This is a genomic window from Pseudomonas sp. P179, assembly GCF_000478485.2.
GTDB lineage: Bacteria > Pseudomonadota > Gammaproteobacteria > Pseudomonadales > Pseudomonadaceae > Pseudomonas > Pseudomonas aeruginosa.
On sequence record NZ_KI517354.1, the window covers coordinates 3,250,659 to 3,276,432 of the forward strand.

The window sequence follows — 25,774 nt, forward strand, 5'->3', positions numbered from 1 at the left end:
CAGCGCGACAACAACGATAAGAACAGGAGACTTCCCATGTCGCTGAGCAGACGCTTCGGTCTTTTCACGCTTGCCGCAACGGTGACCTTCAGTACCGTGGTCTTTGCCGCGCCGACCTTCATCAATATCCTCACCGGCGGCACCAGCGGGGTCTATTACCCCATAGGGGTCGGCCTCTCGCAGATCTACGGGCACGATATCCAGGGCGCGAAAACCTCGGTGCAGGCCACCAAGGCTTCGGTCGAGAACCTCAACCTGTTGCAGGCCGGGCGTGGAGAACTGGCGCTGGCGCTGGGCGACTCGGTCGCCGACGCCTGGAACGGGGTCGCCGACGCCGGCTTCAAGGCGCCGTTGAAGAAGCTGCGGGCTATCGGCAATACCTATCCGAACTATATCCAGGTAGTGGCCAGCCAAGCCTCGGGCATCAAGACCCTGGCCGACCTGAAAGGCAAGCGCATTTCGGTGGGCGCGCCCAAGAGCGGTACCGAGCTGAACGCCCGGGCGATCTTCAAGGCCGCCGGCCTGAGCTACGAGGACATGGGCAAGGTGGAGTACCTGCCCTACGCCGAGTCGGTGGAGCTGATCAAGAACCGCCAGCTCGACGCTACGCTGCAATCCTCCGGCCTGGGCATGGCGGCCATCCGCGACCTGGCCTCGACCATGCCGATCACCTTCGTCGCGATCCCGGCGGACGTGGTGGCGAAGATCGACAGCCCGGCCTACCACGCCGCGAGCATTCCCGCCGGCACCTACGACGGCCAGGAGCAGGACGTGCCGACGGTGGCGATCGACAATATCCTGGTCAGCCACTCCGGGGTCAGCGACGAGCTGGCCTACCAGATGACCAAGCTGATGTTCGACAACCTGCCGCGCCTGGTCACCGCCCATGCTGCCGCCAAGGACATCGCCCTGGACAAGGCGGCGAAGAACCTGCCGATTCCGCTGCATCCCGGCGCCGAGCGCTTCTACAAGGAGAAGGGCGTACTGCCCGAGTGAGGCCCGTTTCTCCGTAGCCCCGGTCCGTGCGGCGGACCGGGTTCCCCGCGTTTCCGGCTGTAGGGAGTCGATGCATGAGCGATCATCAGAACGGGCTGCACCTCGAGGCGGAAAACTGGCCGCGCGCGTTGTTCGCCGTGGCCCTGGCCTTTTCCGTGTTCCAGGTCGTCACCGCGGCCTTTCCCCTGATTTCCACCCAGGTCCTGCGGGCAATGCACGTCGGACTGCTGTTGCTGGTGGTGTACATCAGCTATCCCGCCTTCGGCATAGGTCGCCCCTGGCAGCCGCTGGCCTGGTTGCTGGGCATGGCCGGCCTGGGCACGGCGGTCTACCAGTGGGTTTTCGAGGGCGACCTGATCCAGCGCTCCGGAGAGCTGACCCAGGCCGACATGGTCGTCGGCGTGGTGCTGATCGTCCTGGTCTTCGAGGCGGCGCGACGGGTGATGGGCATCGCCTTGCCGATCATCTGCGCGCTGTTTCTTGCCTATGGCCTGTTCGGCGAACACCTGCCGGGCGACCTGGCCCACCGCGGCTACGGCTTCGACCAGATCGTCAACCAGCTGTCGTTCGGTACCGAAGGTCTCTACGGCACGCCGACCTACGTATCGGCCACCTACATCTATCTGTTCATCCTGTTCGGCGCCTTCCTCGAGCAGGCCGGCATGATCCGCCTGTTCACCGATTTCGCCATGGGCCTGTTCGGTCACCGGGTCGGCGGGCCGGCCAAGGTCTCGGTATTCTCCTCGGCGCTGATGGGCACCATCACCGGCTCCGGCGTGGCCAACGTGGTCACTACCGGACAGTTCACCATCCCGCTGATGAAGCGTTTCGGCTACAAGCCGGCGTTCGCCGGCGGCGTCGAGGCGACCGCGAGCATGGGCAGCCAACTGATGCCGCCGGTGATGGGGGCGGTGGCGTTCATCATGGCCGAGACCATCAACGTCCCCTACGTGGAGATCGCCAAGGCGGCGCTGATCCCGGCCCTGCTGTATTTCGGCTCGGTGTACTGGATGGTCCACCTCGAGGCCCGCCGGGCCGATCTAAAGGGCCTGCCGCGCGATCAGTGTCCCAGCGCCTGGGGTGCCGTCCGCGAGCGCTGGTTCCTGCTGATTCCGTTGCTGGTGCTGATCGCGCTGCTGTTCTCCGGGCGCACGCCGCTGTTCTCCGGAACCATCGGCCTGGCGCTGACCGCCATCGTCATCCTCGGTTCGGCGATCATCCTGCGGGTGTCCTCGCTCGGCCTGCGCATCGCCTTCTGGGTGGCGCTGGGGCTGCTCTGCGCGGGGTTCTTCCGCCTCGGCATCGGGGTGATCTTCGTCGTGATCGCGGCCCTTGCCCTGGCCTGCTGGTTCGTCCGTGGCGGCCGGGAAACCCTGCGCATCTGCGTCCGCGCCCTCGCCGAAGGTGCGCGACATGCGATTCCGGTGGGCATCGCCTGCACCCTGGTGGGAGTCATCATCGGGGTGATTTCGCTGACCGGCATCGCCACCACCTTCGCCAGCTACGTGCTCGACCTGGGACGGGAGAACCTGCTGCTGTCGCTGGTCCTGACCATGGTCACCTGCCTGGTCCTGGGAATGGGCATCCCGACCATCCCCAACTACATCATCACCAGCTCCATCGCCGCGCCGGCGCTGCTGGAACTGGGGGTGCCGCTGATCGTCTCGCACATGTTCGTCTTCTACTTCGGCATCCTCGCCGACCTCACCCCTCCGGTGGCGCTGGCCTGTTTCGCGGCCGCGCCGATCGCCAAGGAAAGGGGATTGAAGATCAGCTTCTGGGCGGTGCGCATCGCCCTGGCGGGTTTCGTGGTGCCGTTCATGGCGGTGTATTCCCCGGCGCTGATGCTGCAGGAAGGCGGTTGGGGGGCGACGCTCTATGTCACCTGCAAGGCGGTGCTGGCCATCGGCCTGTGGGGCATGGCTTCCATCGGCTACCTGCAGGGGCCGCTGGCCTGGTGGGAGCGCCTGGTGGCGTTCGCCGCCGGGGCCAGCCTGGTCCTGGCCTTGCCGATCAGCGACGAGCTGGGCTTCGTCCTCGGCGCGCTGGTGATCGGCTGGCACCTCTGGCGCCAGCGTGCGCGCGAGGCGGTGGCGTGATCGCGCTGTGTCTGGGCATGGCCGGCAGCGTCTGGGCGACGCTGCCGCTGCAGTCGTTCACCCTGGCCTGGCAACACACGGTCGAGAAGGTGCTCTGGGAAGAAGACTATCGCCTGAGTGAGCGCGGCCTGCTGCTGGAAGAGGCCCGGGTGCGGGGCAGCGGGGCGGGGATGGAGATTCCCGAGGGCGCCGTGCTGCGTGACGGCGCCTGGCATTACCACCGTGGGGTGCCGCCGTTGCAACCGTTGCGGCTGGGGCGCACACCGGAGGCCGGCGACTACCGGATCTGCCGTCAGGGGCGCTGCGATGCGCTGGCGCGCTGGATCGGTCCGCCGGACCCTGAGCGCCCGGCGGTCGAACTCTGGGCGTGTCCGATACGGGACCCGAGCGACTGAACGTCCTGTGGATAACCGTGAGACGCCAGTCCACATCCATAAAAACGACGAAGCCGGAGCTGCTTCCGGTCATAAGGAAAACGTCCATGCGTAGCTGTATATCAGTCTTCCGGCCGGCCCTGCTGGCGCTGTTCGTCTCGGCAAGCGGCTCGGCCGGCGCCGACGCGGCTGTGGAAAACCCGCGGATCGGCCGTGCCGCCGATCTCTATGAACTGATCCCGGAATACCAGCCGGACACCTACCGGAACATGGACAAGGTCTATCCGACCCGGGTTATCCACAAGGGGACCAAGGTCCGTCCGCTGCCGGCGGGTGTGGCCATCGCGCCGCGCTACCGGATCGGCGGCGAGGAATACGGCGTCGACGATTTCATGCGGCGCAACCGCGTTGGCGGGGTGCTGGTCCTCAAGGATGGCAAGGTCGCCCTGGAGCGCTACGGCCTGGGCAACGACGAACGCACGCGCTGGACCTCGTTCTCGGTGGTCAAGTCGATCTCCTCGACCCTGGTGGGCGCCGCCGTGCAGCAGGGCCTGCTGGCTCTCGACCAGCCTGTGGACAAGTACCTGCCGAGCCTGGCCGGCTCCGCCTACCAGGGGGTGACGGTGGAGCAGGTCCTGCAGATGAGTTCCGGGGTCCGCTGGAACGAGACCTATCGCGATCCGAAGTCCGACCGCCGGCAGATGTTCGACGCCCAGCTCGCCGAACGTCCCGGTGGCATCCTGCGGCTGCTGGCGAGCCTGCCGCGGCAGTACCCGAGCGGTACCCACTTCACCTACAGCACCGGCGAGTCGCACCTGCAGAGCGAGCTGCTGCACGCGGCGACCCGCATTCCGGTGAGCGACTACCTGTCCGAGCGGATCTGGGCGCGAATGGGCATGGAGAGCGACGGCTTCTGGCAACTGGAATCGCCGGCCGGGCAAGAGATCGGCAGCAGCGGCTTGAGCGCGACCCTGCGCGACTATGGCCGCTTCGGCCAGTTCGTCCTCGAGGACGGGGTGATCGATGGCGAACGTATCCTCCCCGAAGGTTGGGTCGATCGTGCCAGTCGCGTCGAGGCTTCTTCCCACCTGGCCCCGGGCAAGCTCTACGATGGCGAATACGCGCTCGGCTACGGCTACCAGTGGTGGACCTTCCCGGTGGGCGCCAAGGCCCTGCCCGAGCATGACGGCGGGGCCTTCGAAGCCCAGGGCATCTTCGGCCAGTACCTCTACATCAACCGCAAGGAGAAGATCGTGGCGGTGGTCTGGAGCGCCTGGCCGAAGCCGGAGATGGACGATCGCGAGGAGGAGACCTATGCCTTCCTTGGCGCGGCGGTGAAAGCCCTGCGCTAGGGCCGTGGGCGAACGGATATCCACAGCAGGCTGTGGACAAGACTTCAGCGGGAAAACCGCAGGGGCAGTCCCTGGCAATCGTCGGACAGGCGTCCCGCGTGCCAGGCGAGTTGCCCGGAGACGATGGTGGTATCGATCCGATGGTGGAATGCCCGGTGGCGGAACGGCGTCCAGTTGCAGCGCGACAGCAGCGGCATGGCGCTGGCCAGCGCCGGGTGCTCCAGTTCGCTGACCAGCACCAGGTCGGCCCAGTAACCTTCGCGGAGGAAACCGCGATCGGCGATGGCGAACAGTTCGGCGACCCGGTGGCTGGTCTTCGCCACCAGGGTGGCCAGCGACAGCCAGCCTTCGCGGACCAGCTCCAGGAGTGCCGGCAACGCATGCTGGACCAGTGGCAGGCCGGCCGGCGCCTGTGGATAAGCCTGCTGCTTCTCGGCCCAGGCGTGCGGCGCGTGGTCGGTGCCGATCACGTCCAGGCGGTTGCCGGCCAGCGCCCTGCGCAGGGCGTCGCGGTCCTCGCGGCTCTTGATCGCCGGGTTGCACTTGAGCAGATGGCCGAGGCGGGCGTAGTCGCTGTCGTCGAACAGCAGATGGTGGACGCAGACTTCCGCGGTGATGCGTTTCTGGCACAGCGGCTTGTCCTCGAACAGGGCCAGTTCACGCGCTGTGGATAAGTGCAGGACATGCAGCAGCGTGCCATGTCGTTGCGCCAGTTCCACCGCCAGGGCGGTGGAACGGTAGCAAGCCTCGGCGTCGCGAATGCGCGGGTGGGCGGCTGCCGGAATACGTTCACCGAAGCGTTGTCGCCAGCGCGCGAGGTTGGCTTCGATCCGCGGTGTGTCTTCGCAATGGCTCAGCAGCAGGGTCGGAACGCTGGCGAACAGGCGCTCCAGGGTCGGCAGGTCGTCCACCAGCATGTCGCCGGTGGAGGCGCCCATGAACACCTTCACCGCGGCGACCTCGCGTGGATCGAGGGCGGCCACGGTGTCGAGGTTGTCGCGGCTGACGCCGAAGTGGAAACCGTAGTTGGCCACGCTATGGGCGGCGGCGAGGCGCTTCTTTTCCGCCAGCGCTTCGAGGCTCAGCGTCGCCGGGCGGGTATTGGGCATGTCCATGAAACTGGTGATGCCGCCCGCCACGGCGGCGCGGGATTCGCTGGCGATCGAGCCCTTCTGTGGATAACCCGGCTCGCGGAAGTGCACCTGGTCGTCGATCATTCCCGGCAGCAGGTAGCGTCCGGCGGCATCGATCTCCCGGCTGGCGCCGCAGTTTTCCAGGCAGCCGGCGATGCGTTCGATGCGACCGTGGCGGACCAGCAGATCGCCTTCGCGTACCTGCCCCTCGTTGACCATCCGGGCATTGCGGATCAGCAGGCTTCGCATGTTCAGAACTCGTTCTGCAGCGACTTGTAGCCGCGTACCAGGTCGACGTTGGTGCGCGCCACGTCTTCCGAGAACTCGCTGGCGGAAACGCTGACCCGCGGCATGCTCGCCAGGTCGGTGCGCGGACCGATGCGCTCGGTGGACGGTACGTAGAAACCCGCTGGCAGGTCGCAGCCGTCGACCACCGCGTTGTGGCGGACCACGCAGCCATCGCCGACCCGGCAGTTGAACAGCACGCTGTTGAAGCCGATGAAGACCCGGTCGCCGACTTCGCAAGGACCGTGGACGATGGAGCGGTGGGCGATGGAGCTGTGCTCGCCGATGGTCACCGCGGCACCCGACTTGGAATGGATCACCACGCCGTCCTGGATGTTCGAGTTGGCGCCGATCACGATCGGTTGCATGCCGCCGTCGGCGTCGACTTCGTCGGCACGGATCACTGCGTAGGGACCGACGAAGACGTTGGCCTGGATGATCACCTTGCCGCAGATGATCGCGGTCTTGTCCACATAGGCCGATTCGTCGATCACCGGCAGGTCGCCGGAGGGATTCTTGCGGATCATGCTGCACCTCGCTGCCAATGGCTTTCGGCGACGGCGTCATGGGCATGCAGGCTTTCCGCATGGACGACCCGTATGGAGAACCGGCTCGCCTGTGGATAACCCTGCAGGGCGCGGTGCAGCCGGCGCACCGCGTCCTCGCAGAACATCAGGTTCTGCCCGTTGGCGAGGGCGAAGGCCTGCTCGTCGGCGCGTTTCACCGCAGTCTGCACCGCGGTGCCGAGGGCGCTTTCGCCGAGATCCGCCAGCTCTTCCAGGGGCAGTCCGATGCAGTCTTCCGCCAGGCCGATGCGCAGGTGCGCGCTGCTGCGCTGGCTGTGCGGGGTGGCGACGATGCCGGCGCTGCTGCCGAGCCAGGCGAGCACGCTGGCATGATCGAGCGGCTGTCCGGCGAAGTCCTGGTCGAAGCGCTCCTGGATCAATTGCCGGGCCAGTGCCGCCGAACAGGGGCAGGTCGAGGAGTAGGTCAGCTCGAGATGGACTTCGGCCTGGAAGTCATCGCCTTCCAGGCGCGTGTCCAGCACCAGTGGATAACGTTTCCAGCCGCTCAGCGGGCTGACCAGCGCCGGACGCCGCAGCAGCGGCGCGAGGCGTAGGCGCAGGTAGGCGCGACGCGACAGGCCGGCGTGGCTGTCGAGGAAGCGTTGCAGGACGGCGCGCAGGCAGGAAAGGTCCAGCTCGCCCTGTTCCAGTTCGGCCAGCGCCAGGTAGAGGCGCGACATATGGATGCCGCGGGCCTGCGGGTCGTCCAGGCTGACACCGGCATCGGCTTCGGCGGCGACCCTCTGCCCGCCGATCTGCACGGGAAGGGCGATGCCCTGCATGCCGACCCAGTCCAGGGGAAGATCGGCGGTGGTGGTCTGGCGGGCGATATCGGGAAGCGTCAAGGCATTCATGGAGAACTCGAAGAAGGGTAGGCAAGGCCTGGAAATGGCTTGAATGTTATAATATAACGTATTAGCTAATGCCGACCCTTGCAATCGGGTATTTCGTCGATGAAGCGCCGTCGTCTCCTGCAAAGCCTGCTCGCCGGCCTGGCCCTCCAGCCGTTCCTGGCCGCCAGCGCCAATGTACGAATCCGCCAGGCCCGGGCCTGGAATTCCTCGGAAAGCTGGCGCCTGGTGCTGGAACTGGACGGCCCGCCGCGTTATCGAACCTTTTCCCTGCAGGCCCCCGAGCGGTTGATCCTCGACCTGCCCGACGCGCAATTGCTCGCAACGCTCTCCGAGCTACCGCTGGACGGCCCCGTGCGCGCCATACGCAGTGGCCAACTGGGTGGCGGCGGGACGCGCATCGTCCTCGATCTGCGCCAAGCGGTCAGGCCGCGCAGCTTCGCCCTGGAACCGCAGGCGGGAAAGGGCCATCGCCTGGTCCTGGACCTATATCCACAGGCGCTGGCGGCGCCCCCCGAGCCAATGCTGGCGCTGGCCCGCCCGCTACCCTCGACGGGCCGCGACATCCTCGTGGTGGTCGATGCCGGCCATGGCGGCAAGGACCCCGGCGCGGTCGGTAGCAAGGGCGAGCGCGAAAAGGACGTGGCGCTGGCCATCGCCCGCCTGCTGGCGCGGCGGATCGACCGTGAGAAAGGCTTCAAGGCGCGCCTGGTGCGCAACGGCGATGTGTTCGTCCCGCTGCGCAAGCGGCCGGAAGTGGCCCGGCGCTACAACGCCGACATGTTCGTTTCGGTGCACGCCGACGCGGCGCCGCGACTGACCGCCTCCGGCGCGTCGGTATATGCCCTCTCCGAGCATGGCGCCAGCTCGACCATGGCGCGCTGGATGGCCGAGCGCGAGAACGGCGCCGACCTGATCGGCAACAGCGGCAACCTGCCGCTACAGGGCCGCGACAAGGTACTCGCCGGGGTGATCCTCGACATGGCCCTGAGTTCGACCATCGCCAGCAGCCTGGACCTCGGCCACAGCGTTCTCGGCCAGTTGTCGGATGTTACCGCGCTGCACCAGAAGCGTGTCGAGCAGGCCGGCTTCGCCGTGCTCAAGTCGCCGGACATCCCTTCGATCCTGGTGGAGACCGGCTTCATCTCGAATCGCGGCGATTGTCGCCGGTTGATGGACGAACGCCATCGCCAGCGCCTGGCCGAGGCGATCTTCGCTGGCGTGCAGGGCTACTTCCGGCAACGCCCTCCCGCCGGCAGCTACCTGGCGGCGCTCAGCGCGCAGCCTCCCGGCTAGGGCCTTCGCTGCAGCCGCTGACCCGCCCGCAGGTCAGGCGTTGGCGCTGGCCCGATGAACTGCTCAGGCGGCTGACGCTGGTCCAGCCGATGTTGCGGCTGAGGCCGACCCAGATTTCCCCATCGCTGGCGATGCCGCTGAAGAAGGTCAGGCGCCCGTAGCGCGTATTGGTCTGGGCCCAGCGTCGTCCGCTCGCCGCGTCGTAGCCGCGCAGCCAGGTGTCGTTGCCGCCGGTGGCGACGCTGTAGTGGTTGCCCAGCCGATCCATGCAGGCCAGAACGGTACGCAGGTAGGCGCATTCCGCCGGGCGGGTGCCGGGAAGAAAGCCCTGCGCCTGTGCCGCCGGAGCGAGCAGCAGGAGGGCCAGGCAGTAAAGGCGGAGGACGCGGCGCATCGGTGGATCCCGGGATGACGTGGGCCCAGGGTAGCCGGAAGGCGATTGGCGGGCCATCGATTGTGGTGTTAATTGTTATAGTATAACGTTTTAAGTTTCCCAGGTTCAGCCCATGACCGAACAGGAACTGCTTGCCCAGCCCGACGCTGCCTACATGGACGAAGCCCAGCAGGACTTCTTCCGCGACCTGCTGCTGCGTCAGCGCCAGGAACTTCAGGCGCGCATCGAAGGCGAATTCGGCGAGCTGCGCGATCTCGAACGCCCCAGCGACGAGGCCGACCTGGCTTCCCGCGAGGAACAGCGGCAATGGCAACTTCGCCTGCTGGAGCGGGAGAAGAAGCTGCTCGACAAGATCGACGAAGCGCTGGAGCGCCTGGCCCGCGGCGACTACGGCTGGTGCCAGGAAACCGGCGAGCCGATCGGCCTGCGCCGCCTGCTGTTGCGTCCCACCGCCACCCTCTGCATCGAGGCGAAAGAGCGCCAGGAGAAGCGCGAACGCCACGTGCGGCACAACTGAAGAGGTTACCAACCGTGAACCAACGCCTACCTGTCACCGTGCTGTCCGGCTTTCTCGGCGCCGGCAAGAGCACGCTGCTCAACCATCTGCTGAAGAACCGCGAGAACCGCCGGGTTGCGGTGATCGTCAACGATATGAGCGAAATCAATATCGATGGCAGCGAGGTCCAGCGCGATGTCAGCCTGAACCGCGCTGAAGAACGCCTGGTGGAGATGAGCAACGGCTGTATCTGCTGCACCCTGCGCGAAGACCTGCTGGAAGAGGTCGGCCGTCTCGCCCGGGAAGGCCGCTTCGACTACCTGCTGATCGAGTCCACCGGGATTTCCGAACCGATGCCGGTGGCCGAGACCTTCACCTTCCGCGACGAGCTGGACCGCAGCCTGTCCGACGTGGCGCGACTGGATACCATGGTCACGGTGGTCGACGGGATGAATTTTCTCCGCGACTACCAGGAGGCCGCCAGCCTGGCCAGTCGTGGCGAAACCCTCGGTGAGGAGGATCAGCGCTCGATCACCGACCTGCTGATCGACCAGGTCGAATTCGCCGACGTGATCCTGGTCAGCAAGATCGACCTGATCTCCAGCGAGCAGCGCGAGGAACTGCTGGCGATCCTGCGCCAGCTCAATGCCGAGGCGGAGATCCTGCCGATGGTGATGGGTCAGGTGCCGCTGGCGAAGATCCTCGATACCGGTCGCTTCGATTTCGATCGCGCGGCGTCCGCGCCGGGCTGGCTGAAGGAACTGCGCGGCGAGCACCTGCCGGAAACCGAGGAATATGGCATCGCCTCCATGGCCTACCGGGCGCGCCGGCCGTTCCACCCCGCGCGCTTCCACGCCTTCCTGCACAATCCGCTGAAGCAGGGGCGGCTGCTGCGCTCCAAGGGCTTCTTCTGGCTCGCCAGCCGGCCCCGCGAGGCCGGCAGCTGGTCGCAGGCCGGCGGCCTGATGCGCTACGGCCTGGCGGGCCGCTGGTGGCGCTTCGTGCCGACCGGACAGTGGCCACAGGACGAAGAGGGCCTGCGGGCGATCATGCGGCACTGGGAGGAAGGCGTCGGCGACTGTCGCCAGGAGCTGGTTTTCATCGGTCAGAACCTGGACTTCGCGGCCCTGCGCGCAGCCCTGGACGCCTGCCTGCTGGATGACGCCGAGATGAACCTGGGCATCCCCGGCTGGCAGGGCCTGGACGACCCCTTCGAGGACTGGGGGCACGCCGCATGAGCGCACTGCCGCAGGAAAAACCGTTGCCGTGCCAGGCGTTCGATGACGACCCCCAGGTGCTGGCCGAGGTGCTTCGCGAGGGCGTCAACCTGGCGGTCTGGACACGCCGGTTGAGCCCGGCGCTGCGCGACTTCGCCGCCGCCCTGGTGCGCAACCGGCCGGGACTGGCGCTGAGCCAGACGCTGGAGATGGAAGAGGAACGGCTACCCGTCTTGGACGGCCTGCTCGACGCGCAGCAACTGCCGGGACAAACCGATTTCCTCGACGACCTGGGCTGGCTGGTCGAGGCCTTCTCCTGCCTGACCGGGGCGCGGCGTATCGGCCTGCGCCTGCGCGTTCTGGATAAACCGATGTGCCCGCGTTTCCACGTCGACCACGTGCCGCTGCGGCTGGTCACCACCTACCAGGGCGCCGCCAGCGAATGGCTGGACGAGTCCGGCCTGGACCGTCGGCTGCTTGGCGGAGCGCAGGCCGAAGTTGTCGACGAACAGCTTATCCACAGCTTGTCCACGGGCGACGTGGCGCTGCTCAAGGGCGAACGCTGGGAGGGTAACGAAGGTGCCGGGCTGGTGCATCGCTCGCCGCGAGCGGAGCCTGGGCTGGCGCGCCTGCTGTTGACCCTGGACTGGCTTGCCTGAGCCTGTGGACAAGTGTCTTTCGAGGAATAAAAAAAGGCCATCCGCAGATGGCCTATCACCAAAAAGTCGTCCTACCTTGGGGATGGGGACGAAGGGTGCTGAGGTACCCGACTCCCATTTAGCCCTGACGCTGTGACAGGCTGATGACGCGCTCAGGGCTTTTTCGCGGCGCTAGGCTCTTCCCAGCGACCTTGGCTCTGGCTGGCGCAGAACGGCTCCAGGTAGCGTGCGTCGGTCGCGATGCCGTAGTAGAAGATGTCCTGCCGATAGGGCGCGTTGGGTACCCTGGCGTCGCGGCAGACACCGAAGGCGCCCGTCGGACATTCCTCGGCGAACGTCACCTCGACCTTCTGGCCCTGCAGTTGTGGCTGGCAGAAGCCTTCGCGGAACAGCTTGGCCGGGATGCTGCGGTTCTGCTGGCAGACCTTCACGTCGAGATTCTTCGCCTGGCTATGGACGATGCAGGCTTCGGCCAGGGCCAGGCCCGGCAGGCAGGACAGGAAGAACAGGAACGGACGCATGCGAGGACTCCATTGCAGACGGGCGCGACTCTAGCACGGGGCCGGGCTCCCCGCAGGCAAGGACCGCATTGATCCACAGGCTTTCACATTCCGGTTGCGCAGATGCTTCGAGAGATACCCACACACCTGATCGGCGGCCCCCTGGGGGCCGGCAAGACCAGCCTGATCCGCTCGCTGCTGGCGCAGAAGCCGGCGGGCGAGCGCTGGGCGGTTCTGGTCAACGAGTTCGGCGAGATCGGCCTGGATGCCGCGCTGCTGGCCACGGACGTCGACGGCGTGGCCATCGGCGAGGTGGCGGGCGGGTGCCTCTGCTGCGTCAATGGCGTGCCGTTCCAGGTGGGGCTCGGTCGCTTGTTGCGTCGGGCACGGCCGGACCGGCTGTTCATCGAACCCTCCGGGTTGGGACATCCGCTGGCGCTGTGGAAACAGCTGCAGGCTCCTCCCTGGTCCGGCGTCCTGGCCCTGCAACCCCTGGTAGTGGTGCTGGATGCCGCCGCGCTGGCCTCCGGCCAACCGCTGCCGGAGGCACAGGAACAGGCGCTGGAAGCGGCCGGCATGTTGCTGCTGAACAAATCCGAAACGCTCGACGCGACGCAGCGCTGCGCCGTGCGTGCGCGCCTGCCGGTCCTGCCGTTGCGCTGGAGCGTGCGCGGTCACCTGGCATTGCGCGATCTGCCGACCAGCGTTGCCGGGGACGGTAGCGCGACGACCTGGGCGGCCCTGCCGGAGGCGCCTGCTCAGTTGGGAACGGTGCTGCCCGCCGAGCGACCGCTGCGCGCCGTGCGCGAGCAGGACGGCCAGTTCGCCATCGGCTGGCGGCTGGCGCCGTCGGTGCGTTTCGATCGGGTCGCAGTGGACGCCTGGCTGAACCGTTTGTCCGGACTGCGGCGGGCCAAGGCGGTGCTGCATTGCGCGGACGGTTGGTATGCAGCGAATGCCGCGCCGTTTGTGGATAACTGGGGCAAGTCCTCGTGGCGGCGGGATAATCGGCTGGAACTGATCCTCGCCGCAGGCGCGGATGAAGAGGCGCTCGAAGAGGCGTTCCTGGCGTGTCGGATGGTCGCGGAATGATCCGCCAAGGTTGCCCTGAGGACGCGACTGAATGATAATAATTATCAGAAGACTCTACTTCCTTACCTTTCACTTCTCCGCAGGTCGCCCTCATGTCGCCACAGCCTTCACGGTCGCCTGACCGTTTTTCGCTGGCCGCGCTCGCCGAAGACCACCCCACCGCTCCCGCCCAGGGAGACGAAAGCGAGTCCCTGCCATGCGTGAATGCCCAGCGCGGAGAACCCAACCTGCGCGTGGTGGACTGCTCCGGCGCGCGCCGCGACGAGGAAGTGGCGGTCGAGGAAGTGCTGATCCCCTACGCCCATGGCAGCGATCCCGAAGACGTCCCCGGCGAGCCGCCCAAGTCGCGCTGGTGGTTGTCCTCCGGCGCGGCGGTGGCGATGCATGTGGCGATCATCGGTGCGCTGGTGTGGGTGATGCCGACCCCGGCCGAACTCAACCTTGGCCACGGCGAACTGCCGAAGACCATGCAGGTGAATTTCGTCCAGCTCGAGAAGAAGGCCGAGCCGACCCCGCAGCCGCCGGCTGCCGCGCCGGAGCCGACGCCGCCGAAGATCGAGGAACCCAAGCCGGAGCCGCCGAAGCCGAAGCCGGTGGAAAAACCCAAGCCCAAGCCGAAACCCAAGCCCAAACCGGTGGAAAACGCCATTCCCAAGGCCAAGCCGAAGCCGGAACCCAAACCCAAGCCGGAACCCGAGCCGAGCACGGAGGCATCCAGCCAGCCCAGCCCGTCCAGCGCCGCCCCGCCGCCGCCCGCACCTACCGTCGGGCAGAGCACGCCCGGCGCGCAGACTGCGCCCAGCGGCTCGCAAGGCCCGGCCGGCCTGCCCAGCGGCAGCCTCAACGACAGCGACATCAAGCCGTTGGGCATGGCGCAACCGGTCTATCCGCGAATGGCCCAGGCACGGGGAATTCAGGGCCGGGTGAAGGTGCTGTTCACCATTACCACCGATGGCCGCATCGACGATATTCAGATACTCGAGTCGGTGCCGTCAGGCATGTTCGACCGTTCGGTGCGCCAGGCCATGGCTAAGTGGCGTTTCGAGCCGCGTGTCAGCGGTGGCAAGATCGTCGCCCGCCAGGCGACCAAGATGTTCTTCTTCAAGATCGAGAAGCGCCGCTGAGGCGGTTCTCTGACAACGAAAAGAGCCGCGCCTTCGAGCGCGGTTTTTTTATTCCCGGTAGGTCTCGCAGACGGGGCTTCGCTGCCTGGGGACGGCAGGCCCCTTGCGCTGTTCCACCGTGGGAACGCGAGGAGATCGGCGTTTGCGCGCCAAGGTTCCAGCCCCGCCGGAATGACGAGCCGCAGGGCGAATAACCGCTTGCGGTTATCCGCCGTGGAACGCAGGGACACCGGATGATTACGCCGCCGGCGTTGCGCGCCTTAGGGCTCCGGTCGGGATGCCGTGCCGTAGACCAACAGTCGGCGGGTGTGGGGGAATCGGTTGCCGCGCCAAAAAGCAGGACGGCGACCCGAAGGTCGCCGTCCTGTGGATAAAAAGGCCCGGAGTGTGTCGGGGCCATGAGCACGAGGCTCAATCAATCGGTCGTGATCTTCGAGTGCTTCTGGGTGTCCTTCATGAACACATAGACCAGCAGCGAGCAGGCGATACAGGCGGTGACGTACCAGTAGAAGCCGCTCTCCAGGCCGACGCTCTTGAACCACAAGGCAACGTATTCGGCGGTGCCGCCGAAGATCGACACGGTCAGGGCATACGGCAGGCCGACGCCCAGGGCGCGGATCTCGGTGGGGAACAGTTCGGCCTTCACCACCGCATTGATCGAGGTGTAGCCGCTGACGATCACCAGCGCCGCCATGATCAGGAAGAACGCTCCCCACCAGCTGTCGACGCTGTGCAGGGTGCTGAGGATCGGGTAGGTGAAGACGGTGCCGAGTACGCCGAAGGCGATCAGGATCGGCCGCCGGCCGATCTTGTCGGAGAGGGCGCCGACGATGGGCTGCAGCAGCATGAAAAGGAACAGGGTGGCAGCCGAGATCATGGTCGAATCGGTCTTGCTCATGCCTACCGTGTTCACCAGGTACTTCTGCATGTAGGTGGTGTAGGTGTAGAAGGCCAGGGTGCCGCCCATGGTCAGGCCGACCACGGTCAGCACTTCCTTCGGGTGGCGCAGCAGGGTGCGCAGCAGGCTTTCCTTCGGCTCTTCCTTCTTCTTCGAGAAGGACTCGGTCTCTTCCATGCCGCGACGCAGGAACATCGCCACCACTGCGCACAGCGCGCCGATGAAGAAGGGGACGCGCCAGCCCCAGCTTTCCAGTTGTTCTACGGTCAGGGTCTGTTGCAGGACGATCAGCACCGCCAGGGCGATGAGCTGGCCGGAAATCAGGGTCACGTACTGGAAGCTGGAGAAGAACCCGCGCTGTTCCTTGTTCGCCATCTCGCTCAGGTAGGTGGCGGAGGTGCCGTATTCGCCGCCGACCGACAGGCCCTGGAGCAGGCGCGCGACCACCAGCAGGATCGGCGCGGCGACGCCGATGGTTTCATAGCTGGGGGTCAGGGCGATGATCAGCGAGCCAAAGCACATCAGCAGCACCGAGGCCAGCAACGCCGCCTTGCGGCCCTTGCGGTCGGCATAGATACCCATCAGCCAGCCACCGATCGGGCGCATCAGGAAGCCCACGGCGAAGATAGCTGCGGTGTTCAGCAGTTGGGCGGTCATGTCGCCCTGGGGGAAGAATGCCTTTGCGAAGTACAGCGAGAAGGCGGCGTAGACGTACCAGTCGTACCACTCGACCAGGTTGCCGACGGAACCGCTGAAGATCGACTTGATGCGTTGCGAAGTGGTGCGGGGCTGGGCAGACGCGGAAATGGCGTTGGCGCTTTCCATCGTGTTTCCTCTTTTCGTTGTTGTCTTGGATGTGCTGATCAGGGCGCAGCACACCGGCACATCGCGAGGGCGACGTATTGGATGGCTCGATAGCAGGTGCCGTGCCAACGCGGGAAAGCCGCGTGGGGACTGGGTTGGAAGAGGAGCGGGGTGGTCTTGGCCGAGCGGGAGTCCGCCGACCGGGAGAGTGGATAAGCGGAAATCCGCCGATCCTTCAGGGCAAAGGGTCCGATAGCGACACCAGGTGCAGGCGAGGGCGAATAACCGCAGCGTGGTTATCCGCCGATTCGACGGCAGGCCGGGATCGCTTGGCTCTCAGTGGCTGCCCTTTTCCTGGTCGAGGGTTTCCATCAGCGCGATCTGCATCCGCGAATGCACGCGGATCAGCCAGCGCCAGAGCACTGCGATCACCAGGCCGGCGACCAGCACCACTACGACCAGCAACTCGCCCGGCGGCAGGATGCTCGAGCTGAGCGCCGCCAGCAGCACCATCATGCCGGCCAGCGACAGCAGCGGGATTATCTCGGAGATCACCCGACGTACCCGCGCCGTATGGCGTCCGGCTTTCTCCGGCTTGACCCCGAGTTCGGCCAGCAGCATCGACAGGGCCTTGAGCTTGCGGTACGCGGCGATCAGGAAGGCCAGCGAGACCAGCAGCGCGCCGCCCCAGATCAATGCCTTGTGTAGCCCGTCGTAGGCGACCCACTGGCTCATCCAGGCGGAAAGCGTATCGGCGAAATAACCGCCGGCGAGGAAGATCGCGATCACCAGCGCCAGGTTCACCCCGACCTGCAGCAAGATGCGCCGGATCATCGCCGCCAGCACCGCACGGTCGCCCTGCGGCTGGATGCTGCGCAGCCAGTCGCCGTAGTGGCCGAAGATCCTCGCCATGCGCTGCGGCATGGCGTTGGCCAGGTGCTGCGAGAGCGGGTCGGCGGCGCGGATCAGGTACGGGGTGAGCAGGGTGGTGATGGCCGAGACCGCTACCGCCACCGGGTAGAGGAAGTCGCTGGTGACTTTCAGAGTCATGCCCAGGGCGGCGATGATGAAGGAGAACTCGCCGATCTGCGACAGGCCCATGCCGACCCGCAGCGAAGTGCGTCCGTCGTTGCCGGCGATGAACGCACCCATGCCGCAGGAGAACATCTTGCCGAGCACCACCGCGACGGTGATCAGGGCGATCGGCCAGGCGTACTCGACGAGGATCTTCGGGTCGATCAGCAGGCCGATGGCGACGAAGAAGATCGCACTGAACATGTCACGGACCGGCTCGATCAATCGTTCGATCTGCACCAACTGGCGCGACTCGGCCATGATCGCGCCGATCAGGAAGGCGCCGAGCACCATGCTGTATTCCAGCTTCACCACCAGCAGGCAGAAGCCGAAGCACAGGCCGAGCACGGTGACCAGCAGCATCTCGTTGCTCTCGAACTTCGCCACGTAGGCCAGCAGGCGTGGCACCAGGAGGATGCCGACGACCAGCGCGACGATCATGAACAGGCTGAGCTTGCCGACCGTGGAGAACACCTCGCCGGTTTCCACCGAACCGCTCACGGCGATTCCCGACAGCAGGGCGATGATGCCGATGCCGAGGATGTCCTCGACGATCAGCACGCCGAAGATCAGTTGGGCGAAGCGCTCGTTCTTCATCTTCAGGTCGCCGAGCGCCTTGACGATGATGGTGGTGGAGGAGATCGCCAGGATCGCGCCGAGGAACAGCGAGTCCATGGTGCTCCACTCGAAGAAGCGACCGACCTCGAAGCCGATCCAGATCATCAGGACGATTTCCAGGAACGCCGCGATGAACGCCGTGGCGCCGACCTGGAAGAGCTTGCGCAGGCTGAACTCCAGGCCGAGGCAGAACATCAGGAAGATCACCCCGAGTTCGGCCAGGGTCTTGATCGTGTCTTCGTCGTGGATCAGTCCGAAGGGCGGGGTGTGCGGGCCGATGATGAAGCCGGCGACGATGTAGCCGAGGACCACCGGTTGGCGCAGGCGGTGGAAGAGGATAGTGACCACACCCGCCACCAGCATGATCACGGCGAGGTCCTGGATGAAATCGACGGCATGCATGGCGGCGGTCCTCGCTCGGGGAATGGGTCGGCAGACGCGGCGACCGGGCGGCCTCGCAGACCCGCAGACTAGCATCCGCAAGTGCTTGATCGGTGGGCTGAAAAAAACTGTAACAGACGTTTCGGCGAGGCTCTGCGTTGTGCTTCCCGGGTCGCCGGGCGGATCTTCGCGCGCCGATCCGCGTGCATGCCTGTCGTCCCCGGCAACGAAGGTGTACCCTGGCGCCGACCCGCGAGCCAGACGCGGCGGGCGAAAAAACGGCGGCCGGGGAGCAATAGCCCGAAACAAAATCCGGCTGGTCCTGTCGCCCGTACCGCCGCAACATGGCGCGCGTCGATTCCCCCAAGAGAGAAAGACTACAATGCAGCGTGTTCTCAGCATCGCCCTCGCCTTCTGCCTGGCGCTGACCGTCAGCCTGGATGCCAATGCCAAGCGCTTCGGCGGCGGCAAGAGCCTCGGCTCGGCACCCAGCCACCAGACCCGCCAGGCGCAGCCGGCCACTGCGCCGAACGCCACTGCTGCCGCCCCCAACGCCGCTCGTCCCGCCGCTGCCGCCAGCGGTGCTTCGCGCTGGCTCGGCCCGCTGGCCGGTATCGCCGCGGGCGGCCTGCTCGCTTCCATGTTCATGGGCGACGGCTTCGAGGGCATCCAGATGCTCGACATCCTGTTGATCGCCCTGGTGGCCTTCATCGCCTTCCGCTTCATCGCCGCTCGCCGGCGCCAGCAGAACCAGGGCCAGCCTGCGATGGCCGGGCACGCGCCGATGCAGCGCGAAATGCCGGCCCAGGCGCCGATCTTCGGTGGCGCCGCCGCTGCTGCCGCTGCGCCGAGCCCGGTGATCAACGCGCCGAGCTGGTTCAACGAGGAGCGCTTCGTCGGTGCCGCTCGCGAACACTTCATGTCCCTGCAGCAGCATTGGGATGCCAACGAGATGGACAAGATCGCCGAGTTCGTCACCCCGCAGATGTTGCAATGGCTGAAGCAGGAGCGCGCCGAGATCGGCGACGCCTACCAGTCCACCTACATCGACAACCTGGTCGTGCAACTGGACGGCGTCGACGACCAGGCCGACAAGACAATCGCCACCCTGACCTTCAGCGGTGTGTCGAAGACCTCGCGCTTCGACCAGGGCGAAGCCTTCAGCGAAAGCTGGCGGATGGAGCGCGCCCAGGGCGAGAACCAGCCATGGCTGGTGGCCGGTATCCGGCAGAACTGATCCCGAGTGGTTGCGGTCCCTTCGGGGGCCGCCGAAACCCCCGCTTCCGCCAGGGAACGGGGGTTTTTTCATCTCCGTTGGCGGGTTGACCGACCATTCGTCCGGCGCCATGGCCGAAGGCCAGCCGCGACACTTGTCTTGCGCTCGGTGCGGCTACTGTATAAAAAGCGCGCCACCCGTTGCGAGAGAGCCTGTCGTGGAAGACGTCATCGAAAAACTGCGTGAACTCAACGAACCGGTTCCGGTGCCCCTGGAACTGCCGGAAGAAGAACTGCTGGTGGAAATCGAGGAAGAGCTGCTGATCGGCATTCCCGCCGAGTTCCGCGAATTCCTCCTGCTGGTCAGCGATGTGGTCTACGGCCGCCTGGAGCCGGTGACCGTGACCGATCCGCACTCGCACACCTACCTGCCCGAAGTGGCGGCCACTGCCTGGGACCTGGGCGTTCCGCGCGAGCTGATCCCGCTTTGCGAGGACGACGGCAGCTACTACTGCGTGGCGGAGGACGGCGAGGTGGTGCTCTGGGCCGATGGCGACCTCACCGATGAAAGCTGGGATTCGGTGTGGGTCTGGGCTCGCGACGTCTGGCTGGAGAGCTGAGCCTGAACCGCCGCAAAGGCTCTGCAACGCGCCTTTGCCGCTGACTTCCCGACGTCGCGCGAGGCTGCCTGGAGGCCCTGCGCGTCGCCGTCGGCGCTTCGTCTCCGACAAAGCGCCGCTGCGCTAAGGAATTTCCCTCGATTGCGACGGTCACAAGGGCAATTCCGCACTTGTCGCTCCGGATGTAGGCAAGTGCGCTGCCCCGTGTGGAGATTCTATGAAGTTCAAAGCTCTGTTCGCTGCATTGCTGCTGACCAGCCTGGCGGGTTGCGCCAACCAGGCGGTGGTCACTTTGCAAGATGGCAGCGAGGTCCTGGTCAAGGATCAGTCGGATTACGACAAATACAATGACTACTACGAGTTCGAACAGCTGAATGGCGACACCATCCTGATCAAGAAGGACAATGTGCGCACCATTCGCCCGCAGTAGCGGCGCTTATCTCCCGTCAGGCGTGCTCGCCGGAACGGTGTCGCTTTCGTGGCCGGGCCTCCAGCTCCAGGAGGTTCAGCAGGTACTGGCCGAAGTAGGCCAGGTCCTGTTCGATCGCCGCGCGCGCGGCCGGGCCGTCGCCGCGGCGTAGCGCGTCCAGGGCGTCCTCGTGGAAATCGTTCAGACGTAGGGAGAGGTCGGCCTCGGTGAACAGCCGGTTGAAGAACGGCCCGACCTGTAGCCAGAGCGTCTCGATGAGACGCAGCAGCACCGGGTTGCCGCAGGCGCGGTAGAGCGTCAGGTGGAATTCGCTGTTGGCTTCCAGGTAGGCCTGTACCTCGCGTCGGCGCAAGGCGTCCTCCATTCGCCGCAGACAACCTTCGAGTCCTTCCAGTGCCTGCTCGTCCAGCCGGCCGCTGGCGCTTTCGGCCGCCAGCCCTTCGAGGGACAGGCGCACCTGGAGGATCTGCAGGAAACGCTCGCGGGTCATCAGCGGCACCCTGAGCGAGCGTTGTGCCTCGCCCTCCAGCGCCCCTTCCGCCACCAACCGTTGCAGGGCGGCGCGAACCGGCATCGGGCTGGTGCCCCATTGGTTCGCCAGGTCGCGGATCTTCAGTCGCTCGCCGGGCTGGAAACGTCCGGCCAGCAAGTCTTCCCGCAGTCGTTGGTAGAGTCGTTCCTGGAGATTCTCGGCCATGGTCAGCTCCGGGTCGCCGGTGGCGCCGGAAGCTGGGAAAGCGTCAGGTTGCAGTTGCGCATGTTCAGCTCCGTTTGTTTTCGATCAGGCAGTTGCCGCCGTCCACCACCAGCAGTTCGCCGTTGACGAAGCTGGCTTCGGGCGAGGCGAGGAAGGCCACCGCGGCGGCCACCTCTTCGGGCCGGCCGGCACGTCCGCTGGGGCTGGCCAGGGCGGCCTGGCGTTCTTCGGCGGTGCTCGAGGCGGTGGCGATCCAGCCCGGGGCGACGCTGTTCACCGTGATGCCGCTCTTCGCCACCTCCAGCGCCAGGCCCATGCTCCAGCCGACCAGACCGGCCTTGGCCGCGCTATACGCGGCTTCGCCCGGGTTGCTGCCGCGGGTTCCGGTGGTGGAGGCGACGTTGACGATCCGCCCGTAGCCGCGCTCGCGCATGCCCGGCAGCAGGCCGCGGGTGAGCAGGAAAGCGCTGGTCAGGTTGCGCGACAGGGACAGTTGCCAATCCCGCAGCGAGGTCGCTTCCACTGCGCTGAAGGGCTCCGCGCTGTCCAACTGGGCCATGCCGGCATTGTTCACCAGGATGTCGACCCGTCCCCACTGGGCTTCGGCCCAGTCCAGCAGGCCCTGCACCTGGGCTTCGTCGGTCAGGTCGGCGCTCGCGGCGCGCACGTCGTGACCACATGCGCTCAGTTCCTCCGCTCGTTGCCTAATCCGCTCGCTGCTGGCGGTGATCAGCAGACGCACGCCTTCGCGGGCCAGCCGCCGGGCAATGGCGAAACCGATGCCGAGTTCGCTGCCGGCGCCGCTGATGAGCGCGACCTGGCCTGTCCACTTCGAAAAGTCATTCATTTTTGTGATCACAAAATTGACATGGAAAACAGATTATCAGTGCTTTCAAATACTGTATTGACTTTTTTGTGATCACAAATGAAAGTTGTGCGAAATAAAAAACGAGGTGTTCGAAATGACCGCCAGTGGCATCGCCGAAGCCGCCGTGGAAACCTTCATGGCCCGCGAGCAGCAACGTTTCCTTGCGCAGAATCCACAGTCCGTCGCGCTCGCCGAGCGAGCCCGGCGCGCCTTGTTCGACGGCGTACCGATGCACTGGATGAGCGATTGGTCAACACCCTGTCCGCTGTTCGTGGCGCGTGCCCACGGCGCGCGTTTCCATGATGTGGACGGCCACGCCTACGTGGACTTCTGCCTGGGCGATACCGGCAGCATGTTCGGCCATTCTCCGGCGCCGATCGCCCGGGCGCTCGCCGAGCAGGGCGCGAACGGCCTGACCACCATGCTTCCGGGGGAGGATGCCATCGTCGCAGGCGAGCTGCTGGCGCAGCGCTTCGGCCTGCCGTTCTGGCAGGTAGCGACCACCGCCACCGACGCCAACCGCTTCGTCCTGCGCTGGGCGCGTGCGATCACCGGTCGCAAGGTGGTGCTGGTATTCGACGGTTGCTACCACGGCACGGTCGACGACACCCTGGTTCGCTGCCGCGACGGCCGCACCGTGCATCGCTCCGGCCTGCTCGGCCAGGCCCACGACCTCACCCAGTTCAGCCGCGCGGTGCCGTTCAACGACCTCCAGGCCCTGGAGCGGGCGCTGGCCAGCGAAGACGTGGCCGCCGTGCTCTGCGAGCCGGCGATGACCAACATCGGCATGGTCCTGCCGCAACCCGGCTTCCACCAGAAGCTGCGCGAGCTGACCCGTCGTCACGGCACGCTGCTGATCATCGACGAGACCCACACCATCTCCACAGGTCCTGGCGGCTGTACCCGCGCCTGGAAGCTCGAGCCGGACTTCATCACCCTCGGCAAGCCGATCGCCGGCGGCGTACCGTGCTCGGTGTATGGTTGCAGCGCGGCGATGGCCAGCGCCATGCAACTGGCCAGGGCACGTGCCAGCGAGCAGAGCGAAGGCCACGGCCACAGCGGCATGGGTACCACGCTGTCGGCCAACGCCCTGGCGATGCGCTGTATGCGCGCCAACCTGGAAGAGGTGATGACCGATACCGCCTACGCCCACATGCTGCCCCTGGCGGCGCGTCTGGCCGAGGGCTTCCGCAGGATTATCCACAAGCACGGCCTGGCCTGGTCGGTGACCGAGCTCGGCGCGCGCAGCGAGTTCCAGTTCTGCCCGCAACCCCCACGCGACGGCGCGGCCGCCGAGGCGGCGTTCCACGACAGCCTGCAGATGGCCTTGCACCTGTATCTGATCAACCGCGGCATCCTCATCACGCCGTTCCACAACATGACCCTGTGTTGCCCGGACACTCGCGAAGAAGATGTCGACCGCCTGCTCTTCAGCCTCGACGAGGCGCTCGGCGAGCTGCTCGCCATACCCGGCGCGCGGGAGGCCTGAGATGCATTTCGCCGATCCGCGGGAAGCCCGCGAGTTCCTCGCCGCACACCCCGAGGTGCGCAGCATCGAGCTGTTCCTGATCGACGCCAACGGCGTGCCGCGCGGCAAGCTGCTGCATCGCGACGAGCTGCTGGCGGTCTACGAAAGCGGGCGGCCGCTGCCGAGCACCATCCTCGGCCTGACCATCAATGGCGATGACGTCGAGGAGACCGGCCTGGTCTGGGACGTCGGCGATGCCGATTGCTGGACCTTCCCGCTGCCCGGCAGCCTGACCCTGCAACCCTGGCGGCAGTCACCGACCGGACAGGTGCAGGTCAGCATGCATCCCGAGCTCGGGCTACCGGCCGCGGCGGGCGATCCCCGGCATGTGCTGCAGCGGGTTATCCACAGCCTGCAGGCGGAGGGTTTCCACCCGGTGATGGCGGTGGAACTGGAGTTCTACCTGCTCGACCGCGAACGCGACAGCGACGGCCGGCCGTTGCCGGCGTTGCAGATGAATGGCCAGCGGCCGCGGGCGACCCAGGTCTATGGCGTCTACGAGCTGGAGCAGTTGCAGCCATTCCTCGATGACTTGTATGCCGCCTGCGAGGCCCAGGGCCTGCCGGCGCGCACGGCGATCTCGGAGTACGCGCCGGGGCAGGTGGAGATTACCCTGCAGCACCGCTTCGACGCGCTCCAGGCGATCGACGAAGGCGTGCGCTACAAGCGCCTGGTCAAGGGTGTGGCGAATCGCCATGGGTTGCAGGCCTGCTTTATGGCCAAGCCGTTCGCCGATCTATCCGGCAACGGCCTGCACCTGCACGTCAGCCTGGCCGACGCCGCTGGCAACAATCTGTTCGCCAGCGAGGACCCGGCCGGGACCCCGCTGCTGCGCCAGGCCATCGGTGGAATGAAGGCGTGCCTGCTGGAGTCTTTGGCGCTGTTCTGTCCGAACGCCAACTCGTTCCGCCGCTTCCAGGCGAACAGCTACGCGCCGCTGGCGCCGACCTGGGGAATCAACAACCGCACCGTGTCGCTGCGGGTTCCCGGCGGCCCGGCGTCCAGCCGGCACATCGAGCACCGCATCTGCGGCGCCGACGCCAATCCCTACCTGGCGGCGGCGGCGTTGCTCGCGGCGGTGCGCCTGGGGATTCGCGAGCGACTCGACCCCGGTGCGCCGATCACCGGCAACGGCTACGCTCAAGCCACCCAGGCGTTGCCGAGCGACTGGCTGACCGCGCTGCGCGCGCTGGAGGGCTCGGCCTGGGCGCGCGAGGCGCTCGGCGAGGATTTCCTGAAGATCTACCTGGCGATCAAGCAGGCCGAATACCGTGCCTTCATGGGCGAGGTCGGCGAGCAGGACTGGCGCTGGTATCTCAACCAGGCCTGAATGAACGGCTGCCGGCGTTGCCGGTCAGTCATTGAAGCGGGCGGCCGATTGGCCGTCGGTGTTTTCCACGCGGCACAGGAGTAAGGAAAAGCAGATGAGCACGCCCGTCGTTCTTATCACTGGTGCAGCCGGCGGCTTGGGCCGGGCAATCGCCAAGCGTTTCGCCCAGAGTCATTGGCGCATCGCCGCCACGGATGTGGATAAGGAGGGCCTGCACGCGCTGAACGCGCAGGTGCCGTTGGACGCCAGCGGGGTCGCCGACCTGCGCAGCGCGGATAACTGCCATACCCTGATGTCGAAGATTCTCGCCCGTACCGGACGTCTCGACGCCCTGGTGAATGCCGCGGGCGTCTGGCGCGAGGGGCCTGTGGAAAATTTCACCGAGGAGGATTTCGACCTGGTCCTGGGAGTCAACCTCAAGGCCTCCTTCTACATGTGCCAGGCCGCGATTCCCTACCTGAAGGAAAACCAGGGCAGCATCGTCAACATCTCCAGCGACTCCGGACGCCAGGCCTACCGGGGTTCGGCGGCGTATTGCGCGAGCAAGGCGGCGCTGACCATGCTGAGCAAGACCCTGGCGCTTGAACTGGCCGAGCAGGGCGTGCGGGTCAACGCCGTGTCGCCGGCGGATATCGCCACGCCGATGCTCGACTACCAGGCCGAACGCTATGGGATGGGCAATCCGGATGGCTACAAGCGCGCGCTGCTGAAGGACTATCCACAGGGCAAGGCGGCGCGCTTCATCCGCCCGGAAGAAGTCGCCGAGCTGGTCTGGTATCTCTGCGGCCCTCAGGCCGAAGCGATCACGGGCGCCGACCTGGCGGTGGACTTCGGCCTGTCCGCTGGCCGCTGAGTGGATTTTCCACGGGTCGCTCCG

General features: G+C 66.2%; 25 protein-coding genes. 16 read left to right on the top strand and 9 right to left on the bottom strand.

Annotated elements, in window-relative coordinates:
• The first annotated feature begins 36 nt into the window (after positions 1-36).
• From HMPREF1224_RS27545 to HMPREF1224_RS27560, 4 genes are all read left to right on the top strand, one after another.
• Positions 37-996: a TAXI family TRAP transporter solute-binding subunit gene (locus HMPREF1224_RS27545; protein ID WP_003118440.1), complete on the top strand. Its 960-nt coding sequence runs from the start codon at positions 37-39 to the stop codon at positions 994-996.
• Between the two features lie 74 nt (positions 997-1,070).
• A complete protein-coding gene (locus tag HMPREF1224_RS27550) occupies positions 1,071-3,095 on the top strand; it encodes a TRAP transporter permease (protein ID WP_003099653.1) in 2,025 nt (674 codons plus the stop codon).
• Positions 3,092-3,490, top strand: a complete 399-nt coding sequence (locus HMPREF1224_RS27555; protein WP_003099655.1) for a DUF1850 domain-containing protein — start codon at positions 3,092-3,094, stop codon at positions 3,488-3,490. Before HMPREF1224_RS27550 ends, HMPREF1224_RS27555 begins: the two co-directional genes overlap by 4 nt.
• Before the next feature lie 86 nt (positions 3,491-3,576).
• Positions 3,577-4,821 (top strand): serine hydrolase domain-containing protein, encoded by a 1,245-nt coding sequence (locus tag HMPREF1224_RS27560; RefSeq protein ID WP_003122311.1) that lies wholly within the window; start codon positions 3,577-3,579, stop codon positions 4,819-4,821.
• Between the two features lie 44 nt (positions 4,822-4,865).
• Here HMPREF1224_RS27560 and HMPREF1224_RS27565 read toward each other — a convergent pair whose 3' ends face one another.
• Genes HMPREF1224_RS27565 through folE2 form a run of 3 tightly spaced genes read right to left on the bottom strand, consistent with a single transcriptional unit; the run spans position 4,866 to position 7,659 of the window.
• Entirely contained in the window at positions 4,866-6,203 is a 1,338-nt protein-coding gene (locus tag HMPREF1224_RS27565; RefSeq protein WP_003122312.1) for a dihydroorotase, read from the bottom strand.
• Positions 6,204-6,205: 2 nt separating this feature from the next.
• Positions 6,206-6,766 carry a gamma carbonic anhydrase family protein gene (locus tag HMPREF1224_RS27570; protein ID WP_003099663.1) on the bottom strand — a complete coding sequence of 187 codons (561 nt, stop codon included), beginning with the start codon at positions 6,764-6,766 and terminating at the stop codon, positions 6,206-6,208.
• Entirely contained in the window at positions 6,763-7,659 is an 897-nt protein-coding gene (gene folE2 / locus HMPREF1224_RS27575) for a GTP cyclohydrolase FolE2 (RefSeq protein WP_003099665.1), read from the bottom strand. The genes HMPREF1224_RS27570 and folE2 overlap by 4 nt, the downstream gene beginning before the upstream one ends.
• Before the next feature lie 99 nt (positions 7,660-7,758).
• Here folE2 and HMPREF1224_RS27580 point away from each other — a divergent pair, with 99 nt between their 5' ends.
• Positions 7,759-8,952: an N-acetylmuramoyl-L-alanine amidase gene (locus tag HMPREF1224_RS27580; protein WP_003114144.1), complete on the top strand. Its 1,194-nt coding sequence runs from the start codon at positions 7,759-7,761 to the stop codon at positions 8,950-8,952.
• Here the strand turns inward: HMPREF1224_RS27580 and HMPREF1224_RS27585 are convergent.
• Positions 8,930-9,346, bottom strand: coding sequence for a hypothetical protein (locus HMPREF1224_RS27585; protein WP_003097088.1), 417 nt, complete (start codon positions 9,344-9,346; stop codon positions 8,930-8,932). The two genes, HMPREF1224_RS27580 and HMPREF1224_RS27585, sit on opposite strands and share 23 nt — an antisense overlap.
• Before the next feature lie 112 nt (positions 9,347-9,458).
• On the opposite strand from HMPREF1224_RS27585, the gene dksA reads away from it, so the two are divergent.
• Genes dksA through HMPREF1224_RS27600 form a run of 3 tightly spaced genes read left to right on the top strand, consistent with a single transcriptional unit; the run spans position 9,459 to position 11,718 of the window.
• Positions 9,459-9,863 (top strand): RNA polymerase-binding protein DksA, encoded by a 405-nt coding sequence (gene dksA / locus HMPREF1224_RS27590; RefSeq protein WP_003097086.1) that lies wholly within the window; start codon positions 9,459-9,461, stop codon positions 9,861-9,863.
• A gap of 14 nt (positions 9,864-9,877) precedes the next feature.
• Complete coding sequence (zigA, locus tag HMPREF1224_RS27595; protein ID WP_003146840.1) at positions 9,878-11,080, top strand: zinc metallochaperone GTPase ZigA; 1,203 nt, start codon at positions 9,878-9,880, stop codon at positions 11,078-11,080.
• Positions 11,077-11,718, top strand: coding sequence for a DUF1826 domain-containing protein (locus HMPREF1224_RS27600; protein WP_003099676.1), 642 nt, complete (start codon positions 11,077-11,079; stop codon positions 11,716-11,718). The genes zigA and HMPREF1224_RS27600 overlap by 4 nt, the downstream gene beginning before the upstream one ends.
• Before the next feature lie 152 nt (positions 11,719-11,870).
• Here the strand turns inward: HMPREF1224_RS27600 and HMPREF1224_RS27605 are convergent, their stop codons facing one another.
• A complete protein-coding gene (locus HMPREF1224_RS27605; RefSeq protein ID WP_003099679.1) occupies positions 11,871-12,239 on the bottom strand; it encodes a hypothetical protein in 369 nt (122 codons plus the stop codon).
• 102 nt (positions 12,240-12,341) lie between these two features.
• On the opposite strand from HMPREF1224_RS27605, the gene HMPREF1224_RS27610 reads away from it, so the two are divergent.
• Both HMPREF1224_RS27610 and tonB1 read left to right on the top strand, forming a co-directional pair.
• Entirely contained in the window at positions 12,342-13,310 is a 969-nt protein-coding gene (locus HMPREF1224_RS27610) for a CobW family GTP-binding protein (protein ID WP_010793613.1), read from the top strand.
• Between the two features lie 92 nt (positions 13,311-13,402).
• Positions 13,403-14,434, top strand: coding sequence for an energy transducer TonB1 (tonB1, locus tag HMPREF1224_RS27615; RefSeq protein WP_010793614.1), 1,032 nt, complete (start codon positions 13,403-13,405; stop codon positions 14,432-14,434).
• 415 nt (positions 14,435-14,849) lie between these two features.
• On the opposite strand, the gene HMPREF1224_RS27620 is transcribed toward tonB1, so the two are convergent.
• The gene (locus tag HMPREF1224_RS27620; protein WP_003097074.1) at positions 14,850-16,157 is read right to left on the bottom strand and encodes an MFS transporter; all 1,308 of its coding nucleotides are present in this window, start codon (positions 16,155-16,157) and stop codon (positions 14,850-14,852) included.
• 315 nt (positions 16,158-16,472) lie between these two features.
• Entirely contained in the window at positions 16,473-18,230 is a 1,758-nt protein-coding gene (locus tag HMPREF1224_RS27625) for a cation:proton antiporter (protein ID WP_010793615.1), read from the bottom strand.
• A gap of 361 nt (positions 18,231-18,591) precedes the next feature.
• Here HMPREF1224_RS27625 and HMPREF1224_RS27630 point away from each other — a divergent pair, with 361 nt between their 5' ends.
• The 3 genes from HMPREF1224_RS27630 to HMPREF1224_RS27640 all read left to right on the top strand — a co-directional run bounded on the left by HMPREF1224_RS27630 (position 18,592) and on the right by HMPREF1224_RS27640 (position 20,474).
• Entirely contained in the window at positions 18,592-19,446 is an 855-nt protein-coding gene (locus HMPREF1224_RS27630) for a Tim44 domain-containing protein (RefSeq protein ID WP_003099685.1), read from the top strand.
• A 196-nt stretch (positions 19,447-19,642) separates the two neighbouring features.
• On the top strand, positions 19,643-20,044 hold the full coding sequence (locus HMPREF1224_RS27635; protein WP_003099687.1) for an SMI1/KNR4 family protein: 402 nt from the start codon (positions 19,643-19,645) through the stop codon (positions 20,042-20,044).
• 217 nt (positions 20,045-20,261) lie between these two features.
• Positions 20,262-20,474, top strand: a complete 213-nt coding sequence (locus HMPREF1224_RS27640) for a YgdI/YgdR family lipoprotein (protein WP_003097061.1) — start codon at positions 20,262-20,264, stop codon at positions 20,472-20,474.
• Positions 20,475-20,490: 16 nt separating this feature from the next.
• Here HMPREF1224_RS27640 and HMPREF1224_RS27645 read toward each other — a convergent pair whose 3' ends face one another.
• Entirely contained in the window at positions 20,491-21,171 is a 681-nt protein-coding gene (locus tag HMPREF1224_RS27645; protein ID WP_003097059.1) for a GntR family transcriptional regulator, read from the bottom strand.
• 64 nt (positions 21,172-21,235) lie between these two features.
• Positions 21,236-22,018, bottom strand: coding sequence for an SDR family NAD(P)-dependent oxidoreductase (locus HMPREF1224_RS27650; RefSeq protein WP_003099690.1), 783 nt, complete (start codon positions 22,016-22,018; stop codon positions 21,236-21,238).
• Between the two features lie 115 nt (positions 22,019-22,133).
• On the opposite strand from HMPREF1224_RS27650, the gene HMPREF1224_RS27655 reads away from it, so the two are divergent.
• From HMPREF1224_RS27655 to HMPREF1224_RS27665, 3 genes are all read left to right on the top strand, one after another.
• Positions 22,134-23,528, top strand: a complete 1,395-nt coding sequence (locus tag HMPREF1224_RS27655) for an aspartate aminotransferase family protein (protein WP_003161094.1) — start codon at positions 22,134-22,136, stop codon at positions 23,526-23,528.
• 1 nt (position 23,529) lies between these two features.
• Positions 23,530-24,897 (top strand): glutamine synthetase family protein, encoded by a 1,368-nt coding sequence (locus tag HMPREF1224_RS27660; protein WP_010793616.1) that lies wholly within the window; start codon positions 23,530-23,532, stop codon positions 24,895-24,897.
• Positions 24,898-24,991: 94 nt separating this feature from the next.
• Entirely contained in the window at positions 24,992-25,750 is a 759-nt protein-coding gene (locus HMPREF1224_RS27665; protein ID WP_003097046.1) for an SDR family NAD(P)-dependent oxidoreductase, read from the top strand.
• Positions 25,751-25,774 lie beyond the last annotated feature (24 nt).